13 protein-coding genes are annotated in these 12,276 nt (G+C 51.6%); 6 read left to right on the forward strand and 7 right to left on the reverse strand.

Going from position 1 to position 12,276, the window contains the following annotated elements; translation table 11 throughout:
* Positions 1-53: 53 nt before the first annotated feature.
* The gene (locus HV243_RS12920; RefSeq protein ID WP_016156486.1) at positions 54-1,250 is read left to right on the forward strand and encodes a sugar transporter; all 1,197 of its coding nucleotides are present in this window, start codon (positions 54-56) and stop codon (positions 1,248-1,250) included.
* 35 nt (positions 1,251-1,285) lie between these two features.
* Here HV243_RS12920 and HV243_RS12925 read toward each other — a convergent pair whose 3' ends face one another.
* Complete coding sequence (locus HV243_RS12925; RefSeq protein WP_016153073.1) at positions 1,286-1,951, reverse strand: MarC family NAAT transporter; 666 nt, start codon at positions 1,949-1,951, stop codon at positions 1,286-1,288.
* Positions 1,952-2,208: 257 nt separating this feature from the next.
* Between HV243_RS12925 and marR the strand changes: the two genes are divergently transcribed.
* The 3 genes from marR to marB are packed head-to-tail and all read left to right on the forward strand — an operon-like array spanning position 2,209 to position 3,294.
* Positions 2,209-2,643 (forward strand): multiple antibiotic resistance transcriptional regulator MarR, encoded by a 435-nt coding sequence (marR, locus tag HV243_RS12930; protein ID WP_016156485.1) that lies wholly within the window; start codon positions 2,209-2,211, stop codon positions 2,641-2,643.
* A gap of 18 nt (positions 2,644-2,661) precedes the next feature.
* A complete protein-coding gene (gene marA / locus HV243_RS12935) occupies positions 2,662-3,045 on the forward strand; it encodes an MDR efflux pump AcrAB transcriptional activator MarA (protein WP_003032424.1) in 384 nt (127 codons plus the stop codon).
* 30 nt (positions 3,046-3,075) lie between these two features.
* Positions 3,076-3,294, forward strand: a complete 219-nt coding sequence (marB, locus tag HV243_RS12940; RefSeq protein WP_016153071.1) for a multiple antibiotic resistance protein MarB — start codon at positions 3,076-3,078, stop codon at positions 3,292-3,294.
* A 31-nt stretch (positions 3,295-3,325) separates the two neighbouring features.
* Here marB and eamA read toward each other — a convergent pair whose 3' ends face one another.
* Positions 3,326-4,225, reverse strand: a complete 900-nt coding sequence (gene eamA / locus HV243_RS12945) for an O-acetylserine/cysteine exporter (RefSeq protein ID WP_019076776.1) — start codon at positions 4,223-4,225, stop codon at positions 3,326-3,328.
* A gap of 198 nt (positions 4,226-4,423) precedes the next feature.
* Between eamA and ydeE the strand changes: the two genes are divergently transcribed.
* On the forward strand, positions 4,424-5,611 hold the full coding sequence (gene ydeE / locus HV243_RS12950) for an efflux MFS transporter YdeE (protein WP_053389810.1): 1,188 nt from the start codon (positions 4,424-4,426) through the stop codon (positions 5,609-5,611).
* Between the two features lie 40 nt (positions 5,612-5,651).
* On the opposite strand, the gene urtE is transcribed toward ydeE, so the two are convergent.
* Genes urtE through urtA form a run of 5 tightly spaced genes read right to left on the reverse strand, consistent with a single transcriptional unit; the run spans position 5,652 to position 11,119 of the window.
* Positions 5,652-6,350 (reverse strand): urea ABC transporter ATP-binding subunit UrtE, encoded by a 699-nt coding sequence (gene urtE / locus HV243_RS12955; protein WP_047359041.1) that lies wholly within the window; start codon positions 6,348-6,350, stop codon positions 5,652-5,654.
* 9 nt (positions 6,351-6,359) lie between these two features.
* Positions 6,360-7,157 carry an urea ABC transporter ATP-binding protein UrtD gene (gene urtD, locus HV243_RS12960; RefSeq protein ID WP_053389811.1) on the reverse strand — a complete coding sequence of 266 codons (798 nt, stop codon included), beginning with the start codon at positions 7,155-7,157 and terminating at the stop codon, positions 6,360-6,362.
* On the reverse strand, positions 7,157-8,230 hold the full coding sequence (gene urtC / locus HV243_RS12965) for an urea ABC transporter permease subunit UrtC (RefSeq protein ID WP_046276388.1): 1,074 nt from the start codon (positions 8,228-8,230) through the stop codon (positions 7,157-7,159). Before urtC ends, urtD begins: the two co-directional genes overlap by 1 nt.
* Positions 8,230-9,804 carry an urea ABC transporter permease subunit UrtB gene (gene urtB / locus HV243_RS12970; protein WP_053389812.1) on the reverse strand — a complete coding sequence of 525 codons (1,575 nt, stop codon included), beginning with the start codon at positions 9,802-9,804 and terminating at the stop codon, positions 8,230-8,232. Before urtB ends, urtC begins: the two co-directional genes overlap by 1 nt.
* A gap of 43 nt (positions 9,805-9,847) precedes the next feature.
* Entirely contained in the window at positions 9,848-11,119 is a 1,272-nt protein-coding gene (gene urtA, locus HV243_RS12975; protein ID WP_016156478.1) for an urea ABC transporter substrate-binding protein, read from the reverse strand.
* Between the two features lie 486 nt (positions 11,120-11,605).
* Between urtA and mgtS the strand changes: the two genes are divergently transcribed.
* Positions 11,606-11,701: a protein MgtS gene (mgtS, locus tag HV243_RS12980; RefSeq protein WP_003032406.1), complete on the forward strand. Its 96-nt coding sequence runs from the start codon at positions 11,606-11,608 to the stop codon at positions 11,699-11,701.
* The last annotated feature ends 575 nt before the right edge of the window (positions 11,702-12,276 follow it).

The raw sequence follows: 12,276 nt of genomic DNA on the forward strand, positions 1-12,276 counted from the left end.
AAAAGTTTTAAGATCGTGGCCTTACCTTTTCGCAGCTAATCCACCTAATTGATATGACAACAGACACTGTTTCCCGCAAGGTCGCATGGCTTCGGGTAGTTACGCTTGCCATTGCCGGTTTTATTTTCAATACCACTGAGTTTGTCCCTGTCGGTTTGTTATCCGACATCGCACAAAGTTTTAATATGCAGACCGCTCAGGTCGGGATCATGCTGACGATCTACGCCTGGGTTGTCGCCCTGATGTCGCTGCCTTTCATGCTGCTTACCAGCCAGGTAGAACGCCGCAAACTTCTGATCTGCCTGTTTGTCGTTTTTATCGCCAGCCACGTTCTCTCTTTCCTGGCATGGAATTTTACCGTGCTGGTGATCAGTCGTATCGGTATTGCTTTTGCCCACGCTATTTTCTGGTCGATCACCGCATCGCTGGCGATTCGCCTGGCTCCTGCCGGGAAACGCGCGCAGGCTCTCAGCCTGATTGCGACCGGCACCGCGCTGGCTATGGTGCTGGGCCTGCCTATCGGGCGCATTGTTGGCCAGTATTTTGGCTGGCGTACCACCTTCTTCGCCATCGGTATGGGGGCGTTAGTCACCCTACTTTGCTTGATTAAGCTCCTGCCAAAATTACCCAGTGAGCATTCCGGTTCATTAAAAAGCCTGCCGGTTTTATTCCGCCGTCCGGCATTGATGAGCCTGTATCTGCTGACGGTGATTGTGGTCACCGCGCATTACACGGCCTACAGCTATATCGAACCGTTTGTACAGACCGTCGCCGGACTGAGCGCAAACTTTGCCACCGTGCTGCTGCTGGTTCTGGGTGGCGCGGGGATTGTCGGTAGCGTCATTTTTGGCAAGCTGGGTAATCAACATGCTTCCGTATTGATTAGTAGCGCCATTGCCCTGCTGACGGTGTGCCTGGTGCTGTTACTGCCCGCAGCGGACAGCGAAATGCATCTGGCCGTCCTGAGTATATTCTGGGGCATCGCCATTATGTTGATAGGCCTGGGTATGCAGGTGAAAGTGCTGGCGCTGGCCCCGGATGCCACCGACGTCGCAATGGCCCTTTTCTCAGGTATCTTTAATATTGGGATAGGCGCTGGCGCGCTGGTGGGAAATCAGGTGAGTCTGCACTGGTCAATGTCTACGATTGGTTACGTAGGTGCAGTGCCTGCGATTGTGGCGTTCATATGGTCGGTGATTATCTTCCGTAAATGGCCAGTATCACTGGAAGAGCAGCCTCAGCATTCATAAAAGCGTGCCCGGTAGACAATACCGGGCACGTTGTTTTAAGCGTAAGTTTTAATGATTTCCAGCACGCCGTTAATAATAAACTGCACGCCCATACATACCAGCAGGAAGCCCATCAGTCGGGAGATCGCCTCAATACCACCTTTGCCGACCAGGCGCATGATCCCGCCTGAACTGCGCAAACAGCCCCACAAGATAACCCCGACCACGGCAAAAATAATCGGCGGTGCGACCATTATCACCCAGTCCGGAAACTCAGCCCCATGACGCACGGTGGACGCCGAGCTGATGATCATTGCAATCGTACCCGGACCCGCGGTGCTTGGCATGGCCAGCGGAACAAATGCAATATTCGCCGTCGGTTCATCTTCCAGTTCTTCTGATTTGCTTCTCGCTTCCGGAGAGTCATGTGCCTTCTGCTGTGGAAACAACATTCGAAAGCCGATAAACGCAACGATTAACCCACCCGCGATACGTAACCCGGGAATCGAAATCCCGAAGGTATTCATCACCAGTTGTCCGGCATAATACGCCACCATCATGATGGCAAACACGTAAACGGACGCCATGAGTGACTGACGGTTACGCTCTGCGCTGTTCATGTTGCCGGCAAGGCCGAGGAACAACGCCACGGTGGTTAACGGGTTTGCCAACGGTAACAGGACTACCAGCCCCAGTCCTATTGCTTTAAACAAGTCCATCATAATGTCATCTTTCCTGTGCGTTAATCGTCAACGGCAAGTATACGGTGAAATCCGGGAGATAAGCCATTTTCGCGGTGTAAGGATTCATTTTTCATCCGCACGTATAAGCCATAATTTTCAAACCGTTAAAATTCCACTCGCCAGAAATTGAGTCTGATGATTTAGCAAAACGTGGCATTTGCTGACCCATTCATTTGACTTATATTTGCCTAAGCAATAATATCAGCCGTGACTAACTACTTGCCAGGGCAACCATTGTGAAAAGCACCAGTGATCTGTTCAACGAAATCATCCCACTGGGTCGTTTGATCTACATGGTTAATCAGAAAAAAGATCGTTTGCTAAACGACTATCTGTCACCGCTGGATATCACGGCATCTCAGTTCAAGGTGCTCTGCTCCATCCGTTGCGCGGTGTGTATTACCCCTGTCGAATTGAAAAAAGTGCTGTCTGTCGATCTCGGCGCCCTGACGCGGATGCTGGACAGGCTGGCCTGTAAAGGCTGGATAGAAAGGCTTCCGAATCCACATGACAAGCGAGGCGTGCTGGTGAAACTCACCGAGCATGGCGCGGCAATTTGCGAGCAGTGTCATCAATTAGTAGGGCAAGACCTGCACCAGGAACTAACAAAAAACTTAACGGCGGATGAAGTGACCACGCTTGAGCATTTGCTGAAGAAAATCCTGCCGTAAACAGAAAGAGGTATGACGATGTCCAGACGCAATACTGACACAATCACTATTCATAGCATTTTGGACTGGATCGAAAATAACCTTGAATCGCCGCTCTCGCTGGAAAAGGTGTCAGAGCGTTCAGGTTACTCCAAATGGCACCTGCAACGGATGTTTAAAAAAGAAACCGGTCATTCACTGGGTCAATACATCCGTAGCCGTAAAATGACTGAAATAGCGCAAAAATTAAAAGAGAGTAACGAGCCGATCCTTTATCTGGCGGAGCGTTACGGCTTTGAGTCCCAGCAAACGCTGACCCGGACATTCAAAAACTATTTTGATGTTCCGCCGCATAAATACCGTATGACGAATATGCACGGCGAATCACGCTATTTGCTGCCACTCAATCAATGTAATTGCTAATCGCCAGTTAACGACGTAACCGAGGAAATCATGAAACTTCTGTCTTATGCGATGCTGGCCCTGCTGTATGTTGTTTCGGGCCAGAGCATGGCGGAACAGACCGCGCAGCCTGCCACACAAAACAGTCGTGACGCGATGATTATGCCGCCTGCGCACGATCGGTCCCCGTTCGATTTTAATCATATGGGTGCAGGCAGCGACAAATCCGACGAATTAGGTGTGCCTTATTACAATATGCGCAACCTGTAATTTTTTTGCCCCGTCACTGCGGGGCTTTTTTTTACCCTCTCGCCTGCGCAGTCTTACGCAACCGAAAGCCAAACACATTGATGTACAATCCAGCCATGATCAGCAGCGCACCGAGCAGTTGTAATCCGGTAAGCGTTTCATCCAGCAGCACGGCCGCGCTCGCCAGTCCAACAACCGGCACCAACAGCGACAACGGCGCGACACGCCAGGTTTCATAACGCCCGAGTAAAGATCCCCAGATGCCATAACCCACAATGGTCGCCACAAACGCCAGATAAACCAGTGACAGAATGGTGGTCATATCTATCGTCACCAGACTTTGGATAATTTGCGTTGGACCATCGAGAAGTATTGAGGCGAGAAAGAATGGGACAACAGGAATCAACGCACTCCATACCACCAACGACATCACCGCCGGGCGTGACGTATGCTGCATGATTTTTTTATTAAAGATATTACCGCTGGCCCAGCTTAGTGCCGCCGCCAGCGTCAGCATAAAACCGAGCATGCCGACATGCTGTCCGTTCAGACTGGCCTCAATCAGCACCAGCACGCCAAATATGGCCAGCGCAATCCCTACCCGTTGTTTACCTTGCAGACGTTCACCAAAGGCGAATGCCCCCAGAATGATGGTGAAAAACGCCTGAGCCTGTAATACCAGAGAAGCTAACCCGGCAGGCATACCGAATTTGATGGCGCTAAAGAGAAACGCGAACTGCCCAAAACTGATGGTCAGCCCATAGCCGAGCAGCAGTGAAAGCGGAATTTTCGGCCGGGCAACGAAGAAAATCGCCGGAAATGCCACCAGTAAAAAACGCAACCCAGCCAGCATTAAGGGTGGCATATTGTGTAGCCCTACTTTGATGACGACAAAGTTCAGCCCCCAAACCACAACAACCAGTAACGCTAATAACCCGTCTTTACGCGACATACCACCGCCCCTGCGAATATTAAATTTTTGTAAACAAATTAAAGTAACGGAAATCGTTGTGCCGTAACAGATCATTAATTCAGGTAGGCCACACAGGGCATTTTCGGACAACTTATTGAGTGTACATCACACTTTTAGCATGCTATTTGTTTCTGATATCTAAAAAAAACATAACAACATGCATTGTCGGGCAGGAAAATGAATATCTCTCTGAGAAGGTCCACTCTCGCGTTACTCGCGTCATCATTGTTATTAACGATTGGGCGTGGCGCCACGCTGCCCTTTATGACGATCTACCTCAGCCGACAGTACAATCTGAGCGTCGACCTGATCGGTTATGCGATGACGGTCGCACTGACCATTGGCGTCGTGTTCAGCCTTGGCTTTGGTATTCTGGCCGACAAGTTTGATAAAAAACGCTATATGCTGCTGGCTATCTGCGGCTTTGCCTCTGGCTTTATTGCTATTCCACTGGTGCATAACGTAGTGGTAGTGGTTTTGTTCTTTGCCCTGATCAACTGCGCCTACTCCGTCTTCGCCACGGTGCTGAAAGCCTGGTTTGCCGATAATCTCTCGGCGACCAACAAGACTAAAATTTTCTCGCTTAACTATACCGTGCTGAACATCGGCTGGACCGTAGGCCCACCGCTGGGCACGCTACTGGTGATGCAAAGCATTAACCTGCCATTCTGGCTCGCTGCTGCATGTTCAGCACTCCCTCTGGTATTTATCCAGACCTGGGTAAAACGTTCACCAGCAGCATCAGAAGGTTTGAACGCCGCAGTTTGGTCCCCCTCGGTACTGCTGCGCGACAGAGCATTATTCTGGTTTACGCTGTCAGCATTTTTGGCGTCATTCGTTGGTGGTGCCTTTGCGTCCTGTATTTCGCAATACGTTATGGTGGTTGCAGACGGCGATTTTGCCGAGAAAGTGGTGGCAGTCGTCCTGCCTGTTAACGCCGCCATTGTGGTATCACTGCAATATGCCCTCGGGCGCAGGCTCACCGCCACCAATATCCGCCCGCTAATGACTGTAGGCACGCTGTTCTTTGTGGTCGGTCTGGTTGGCTTCACCTTCTCCGGCAACAACCTGGTGTTATGGGGCATTTCTGCGGCCTTTTTCACTATCGGTGAGGTCATTTACGCGCCGGGTGAATACATGCTCATCGACAACATCGCGCCTGCAGGAATGAAAGCCAGCTATTTTTCCGCCCAGTCGTTAGGCTGGTTGGGCGCAGCGGTAAACCCATTAGTCAGCGGCGTCATTTTAACCACATTGCCGCCGTGGTCGCTGTTTGTGGCGCTGATGGTGGCGATCGTTCTTGCCTGGGCGCTAATGATAAAAGGTATGCGCGCCAAACCCTGGGGCCAGACGGCGGTCTGCTAATGATGATCGCGACAGAGCCAAAGCCGCTCTGTCGCGAATCTCAAATGGCGACCAGCCCTCGAACGCCTTCGGATTCCATATTTTTACCGTCACCGCTTTGAATAATGCTGCCTCGCGACATGAGTAAGTATTTGTCGGCCAGTTGCTGCGCAAAATCATAGAACTGCTCCACCAGCAAAATGGCCATGTCACCCCGGTGCGCCAGTTGAGAAATCACCTGCCCAATTTCTTTAATCACTGACGGCTGGATCCCCTCCGTGGGCTCATCGAGGATCAACAACTGCGGGCGACTGGCCAGCGCTCGTCCAATCGCCAGTTGCTGCTGTTGCCCGCCGGACAAATCTCCGCCCCGCCGATGTTTCATCTCCTGTAGAACCGGAAAGAGCGCATAGATATCATCCGGCACACGTCTGGCCTCCTGTGCTGAAAAACGGGAAAGGCCGAGCAGCAGGTTCTCTTCTACCGTCAGACGCGGAAAAATATCGCGCCCCTGTGGTACATACGCCACCCCGGCCCTGACCCGCTGATGCGGCTTCCAGTGAGTGACATTTTTCTCCTGCCAGAGCACACTCCCGCTGCGGGCAGGAATAAGCCCCATCAGGCACTTCAGAAGCGTCGTTTTCCCCACGCCGTTACGCCCCAGCAGACATGTCACCTCGCCGATACGCGCCTCAAAGTTCACACTTCGCAGAATATGGCTGCCACCATAATATTGATTCAGTTCTTTCACCTGCAGCATCTGTGCTCCTTAACGCCCGAGATAAACTTCAATAACCTGCTCGTTGGCCTGCACTTCGCGCAGACTTCCCTGAGCCAGAACGCGTCCCTGGTGTAAGACCGTGACGCGATCGGCAATGGTTTCGACAAATCCCATATCGTGCTCAACAACCATCAGCGAGTGCTTCCCGGCAAGCTTACGAAACAGTTCCGCAGTGTATTCCGTCTCCGCATCCGTCATGCCCGCCGCGGGTTCATCCAGCAGCAGTAAATGCGGCTCCTGTACCAACAGCATGCCAATTTCGAGAAACTGTTTTTGCCCGTGAGAAAGCAGCCCGGCGCGGCGGGCCCGCTCGTTGCCCAGCCGCAAAAGCGCCAGTATTTCATCTATACGATCCCGTTGTTCGCCGGTGAGGTGCGCCCGTAAAGAGCTCCAGACAGATTTATCGCTTTTCAGCGCCAGCTCCAGATTCTCCTCCACCGTTAACGCTTCAAATACCGTGGGTTTCTGAAACTTCCGCCCAATCCCCTGACGTGCAATGGCGATGGGGTCCAGCGTTGTTAAATCGGTCGACTGATCGTATATCGCCCGACCACTTTGCGGCCTGGTTTTACCGGTAATAACATCCATTAGCGTCGTTTTTCCGGCACCGTTGGGACCAATGATGCAACGCAGTTCCCCAACGCCAATATTGAGCGTGAGATCCGTTAACGCCTGGAAGCCATCGAAGTTAACGTTAATTTTTTCCAGCTGGAGCACCGGGTCCGTTTGGTTGCGAAACCGATCGCCTGGCATCTGGCGAGTAAAAAGCCCTTCATCTGGCTGCATTATTTGTCTCCCTTGCGAAACAGACCCATCACGCCACGAGGTAAAAACAGCGTAACGCCAATAAAGATCAGGCCAAGAAACAGCTGCCAGTATTCCGGCATAATGACGGTAAACAGACTTTTAGCGCCGTTCACCAGTACGGCGCCAAATACCGGGCCAATCAGGGTTCCACGCCCGCCGAGGGCAACCCAAATCGCCGCTTCTATCGAGTTGGTCGGCGACATTTCGCTGGGGTTAATGATTCCCACCTGCGGAACATACAACGCGCCCGCCAGGCCGCACAGCACGGCGGAAAGCGTCCACACCAGCAGCTTGAAACCTTTCGGATCGTAACCACAGAACATCAGTCGGTTCTCGGCGTCGCGCACGGCAGTGAGAATTCGACCAAACTTACTGCGGGCCAGCGCCAGTCCCAGCCATATTGCCAGCACCAGCAGCATGACCGTCGCCAGAAACAGCGCGATACGGGTTGAGGTCGCGGTCACCGGAAATCCCAGAATGGTGGTAAAACCGGTAAAACCGTTATTTCCCCCAAAGCCGGTTTCGTTGCGGAAAAACAGTAACATTCCGGCGAAAGTCAGGGCCTGAGTCATGATGGAGAAATAGACCCCTTTGATTTTTGAACGGAAGGCAAACCAGCCAAATACCAGCGCCAGCAGACCCGGCACCAGCACAACCAGCAACATCGCCCAGATAAAATGTTGCGTTCCCCACCAAAACCAGGGCAGCTCGGTCCACGACAGAAACGACATAAAGGCCGGTAATCCTTCGCCGGAAGCCTGGCGCATCAGATACATTCCCATCGCATATCCCCCCAGCGCAAAGAAAATACCGTGGCCCAGCGAGAGCATTCCCGCATAGCCCCACACCAGATCCAGCGCTACCGCCACAATGGCATAGCAGAGAATTTTCCCGGCCAGAGTCAATGTCCACACCGATATGGCCAGCGGATGATCCGCAGGTAACAGCGCCAGAAACGGCAGAATAATCAGCGCCAGCAGTAAACCCAGCCCCAGGATGCGTGTCGCGCGCGGCGCTTTACGCGCCAGCGTTAATGTCATTGGCATCGTCATCAGTCAATAACCCTCCCTTTCAACGCGAACAGCCCCTGAGGACGTTTCTGAATAAACAAAATAATCAGCACCAGAATCATAATCTTACCGAGAACAGCTCCCACCTGAGGCTCAAGAATTTTGTTGAAAATCCCAAGCCCAAACGCAGCGGCTACACTCCCCGCGAGTTGTCCCACGCCGCCCAGCACCACCACCAGAAACGAATCGATAATGTAGCTTTGCCCTAGCTCCGGTCCTACGTTGCCTAACTGCGAGAGCGCTACGCCCCCCAGTCCGGCAATCCCTGAACCAAGACCAAAGGCCAGCATATCCACTCGTCCGGTAGGTACGCCGCAGCAGGCCGCCATATTGCGATTTTGCGTCACCGCACGTACGCGCAGTCCGAGACGGGTTTTATTCAACAACAGCCAGGTGAAGAACAGCACCAGAATGGCAAAGCCAAACACCACAATTCGGTTCCACGGCAAAATCAGATTGGCATAAACCTGAATGCCCCCGGAAAGCCATTCCGGATTAGCGACTTCAAGGTTTTGCGCGCCGAAGGACATACGCACTAACTGGATAAGCATCAGACTGATCCCCCACGTTGCCAGCAGGGTTTCGAGCGGACGCCCGTATAAATGGCGGATCACTCCGCGCTCGAGTAGCATTCCAACCCCAGCGGTAAGCAAAAAGGCGACCGGAAGCGCAATAACCGGATACCAGGCCAACCATTGCGGGAAAAACTGGCCCATCAGCTGTTGCACCATCCAGGTACCGTAAGCGCCGAGCATTAACATCTCACCATGCGCCATATTAATGACGCCAAGTAAGCCGTAGGTGATCGCCAGACCCAATGCCGCCAGCAGCAAAATGGAGCCCAGCGACAATCCCATAAATGCCTGTCCAAGAAGATCGCCAACCTTCATGCGATGCGCGATGGCATTCAGGCTTTCGTCAGCGGCAGCACGAACGCGGGCATCAGGTTCATGTTCAGCATGGGTGAATGGCTGCAGGCGCGCCTGGGTTTCAGGATCGTTCGACGCCCCTAGCAGTTCGATTGCCTGACGTCTGATCTCAGGCGAGGTGCTGGTCAGTTGCAGGTTTGCCAGTGCAATAGCCAGTAAGGATTTCACGTCAGCATCGGGCTCCTGGGCCAGTCGTTGCTGCAAAAACGGCAGCATCCCCGGCTGGGCCTCACGCTGTAATGTACGCGCTGCCCCGCTCCTTTGCGTGACACTGTCACTTAAGAGCTGGTGGACGGCCAAGGTTCCGGCAACCAGATTACGCAGACGGTTAGTCAGGCGGATTTTTTTTAGCTCGCCGTTCGGACCTGCCGCCGTTCCTAGCGGTTGTACGTGCGACCCGTTCATGATGAACGCGTTTTTCGCGTTATCTGTCAGCAGGTTCTCATCACTCAGCGCTTTGAGCACCGGCAAGCGTTGAACGTCGGGTTTTACCGACCATTGTTCTAGCAAGGCGGCCTGCTGAGTCCGGTTGGCGGCGGTAAAGGTATCGGCATCTGCGGCCTGCGCTATCCACGGCAAAAGCCACGTCAGCAACAACACACCACGAATAAAGCGCATGGCTTTCATGAGCATTCTCCAAAGCGTTGCCCTCCCGCAGGAGGGCGTAAGATCAGTTGCTGGCGGTTTTAACGGGCTGTTCAGATTTTTTATCATTACCGGCGATATACGGACTCCACGGCTGGGCGCGAACCGGCGCTTCGGTTTGCCACACCACGTTAAACTGGCCGTTGCCTTCAATCTCGCCAATCATGACGGGTTTATGCAGGTGATGGTTGGTCGCATCCATGGTCAGGGTAAATCCTGATGGTGCTGCGAATGATTGTCCTGCCATAGCCGCCCGGACTTTATCCACGTCGGTAGTTCCGGCTTTTTCTACTGCCTGCGCCCACATATGCAGGCCAACATAAGTGGCTTCCATAGGGTCGTTGGTCACCACCGAATCAGCATTCGGCAGCTTATGTGCTTTGGCATACGCCCGGTAATCCGCGACGAACTTCTTGTTGGCCGCATTATCTACGGACTCAAAGTAGTTCCACGCAGCCAGGTTGCCCACCAGCGGTTTAGTATCGATACCGCGCAACTCCTCCTCACCCACAGAGAATGCCACCACCGGAACATCCGTGGCTTTCAGGCCCTGGTTCGCTAACTCTTTATAGAATGGAACGTTAGAATCCCCGTTGATGGTCGATACCACCGCCGTTTTTCCCCCTGCGGCGAATTTTTTAATACTGGCAACAATGGTCTGGTAATCGCTGTGTCCGAATGGGGTATACACTTCTTCGATGTCTTTATCGGCCACGCCTTTCGAATGCAAAAAGGCGCGTAAAATTTTGTTAGTCGTACGCGGATAGACATAGTCCGTACCCAGCAGGTAGAAGCGCTTAGCGCTGCCGCCGTCCTCACTCATCAGATACTCAACCGCCGGGATCGCCTGCTGATTAGGCGCAGCGCCGGTATAGAAGACGTTAGGTGACATCTCCTCACCTTCATATTGCACCGGGTAAAACAGCAGACCGTTCAATTCTTCAAATACCGGTAAAACCGATTTACGCGAAACCGATGTCCAGCAGCCGAAAACCGCCGCTACCTTGTCCTGGCTCAGTAACTGACGTGCTTTTTCAGCAAATAACGGCCAGTTCGAAGCCGGGTCAACCACCACCGGTTCCAGCTTTTTGCCCAATACACCACCCTGCGCATTGATTTCATTAATAGTCATCAACGCCACATCTTTCAGCGGCGTTTCGGAAATAGCCATGGTGCCGGATAACGAATGCATGATGCCAACCTTAATAGTGTCGGCCGCCTGAACGCTAAAACTCATTCCCATTGCGACAACAGAGGCGGAAAGCGCAAAAGCTTTTAAAAATGTACGACGCTGCATAGTTTCACTCCTGAAATTAGTCTTGTTGAAAGCTCCGGTGCAGCCGGGCAGACAAAACGGTGCAAATTAAGGGTATTCAGAAGTGATAAGGCAAAAACGATGCCAGATATTAAAACATCATATAAAATCAATAAATTAGAATTTTAGGCACAAAAATCAGTATTAATTTTTGCCGCCAGAAGGATTAATCGCGTGAAACATTGAACCACAATGAGACAACTCTGCATTATAAACGTGCAACAATCTGTGTCTGTAACACACGGTCATAACGGCGTGCCCCGGTATAAAAACATGGTTATTTGTTCGCAGATAACCGTGCCTTGTCACTATTATTTATTTTTCCCGACGTAATCACGTCAAAATTTTACTTTTCCGCCGAAATAATCACACAGTTCAGCCTTTGTTTAAGATTGAATTGCTACTATAGTCATAAGCGAGGTGAACTTAAGGTAAGAGAGGAAACTCACAAATAAAGGAGCATTTACTATGCTGGGTAATATGAATATTTTTATGGCTGTTCTGGGAATTATTTTATTTTCCGGTTTCCTGGCCGCGTATTTTAGCCACAGATGGGATGATTGATGAACGGAGATAGTCCTGAACCGACCCGGCCCCTTGCTGCGTAGCTGCACAAGGGGCCATTTTTTTACCTGAATTCCCCCTCCCGGCACATTTTCCCTGATGTACAGATAAAAAAAACCGCCGGATAAACCAGCGGTAAATGCTTGCATGGATAGATTTGTGTTTTGCTTTTATACGCTACCTGGCAATTCCCTGCGAAGATAACGGATAGTTGGCTAATCTATCATCGACAACCCCAATGAACGTTAAACGAAACGTAACTACCTTCTATAAGACATGTTGGCCGCTAATGAGATTCTTGCAAACCGTACAGTAATCCATGTCATCGCAATGGTTATAAAATGAGCTATTTATTGCTTCATAGTGTATGGTAAGCACCCCATCACAAGGACAATCAATATGTCGATACTCAAAGATATTAAGATGCGTACTTTACGACCAGTGAAAAGTACCTGTCCTCACTGCTGCCGCCAGTCAATGCACAGCCTGTCGAGAATAAAAAACAACATAACGTTAGTCTGCCCCAACTGCGGCAATACCTACCTTCCTTCCCAAAGCAAACCAGTCAAGTAACG

This window comes from Citrobacter sp. RHBSTW-00599 (assembly GCF_013784065.1).
GTDB classification, from domain to species: Bacteria; Pseudomonadota; Gammaproteobacteria; order Enterobacterales; family Enterobacteriaceae; genus Citrobacter; species Citrobacter braakii.

Coding starts and splice junctions, on each gene's coding strand:
- HV243_RS12920 (WP_016156486.1), top strand. CDS start 54: ATGACAACAGACACTGTTTCCCGCAAGGTCGCATGGCTTCGGGTAGTT.
- HV243_RS12925 (WP_016153073.1), bottom strand. CDS start 1,951: ATGATGGACTTGTTTAAAGCAATAGGACTGGGGCTGGTAGTCCTGTTA.
- marA (WP_003032424.1), top strand. CDS start 2,662: ATGTCCAGACGCAATACTGACACAATCACTATTCATAGCATTTTGGAC.
- marB (WP_016153071.1), top strand. CDS start 3,076: ATGAAACTTCTGTCTTATGCGATGCTGGCCCTGCTGTATGTTGTTTCG.
- eamA (WP_019076776.1), bottom strand. CDS start 4,225: ATGTCGCGTAAAGACGGGTTATTAGCGTTACTGGTTGTTGTGGTTTGG.
- ydeE (WP_053389810.1), top strand. CDS start 4,424: ATGAATATCTCTCTGAGAAGGTCCACTCTCGCGTTACTCGCGTCATCA.
- urtE (WP_047359041.1), bottom strand. CDS start 6,350: ATGCTGCAGGTGAAAGAACTGAATCAATATTATGGTGGCAGCCATATT.
- urtD (WP_053389811.1), bottom strand. CDS start 7,157: ATGCAGCCAGATGAAGGGCTTTTTACTCGCCAGATGCCAGGCGATCGG.
- urtC (WP_046276388.1), bottom strand. CDS start 8,230: ATGACGATGCCAATGACATTAACGCTGGCGCGTAAAGCGCCGCGCGCG.
- urtB (WP_053389812.1), bottom strand. CDS start 9,804: ATGAAAGCCATGCGCTTTATTCGTGGTGTGTTGTTGCTGACGTGGCTT.
- urtA (WP_016156478.1), bottom strand. CDS start 11,119: ATGCAGCGTCGTACATTTTTAAAAGCTTTTGCGCTTTCCGCCTCTGTT.
- mgtS (WP_003032406.1), top strand. CDS start 11,606: ATGCTGGGTAATATGAATATTTTTATGGCTGTTCTGGGAATTATTTTA.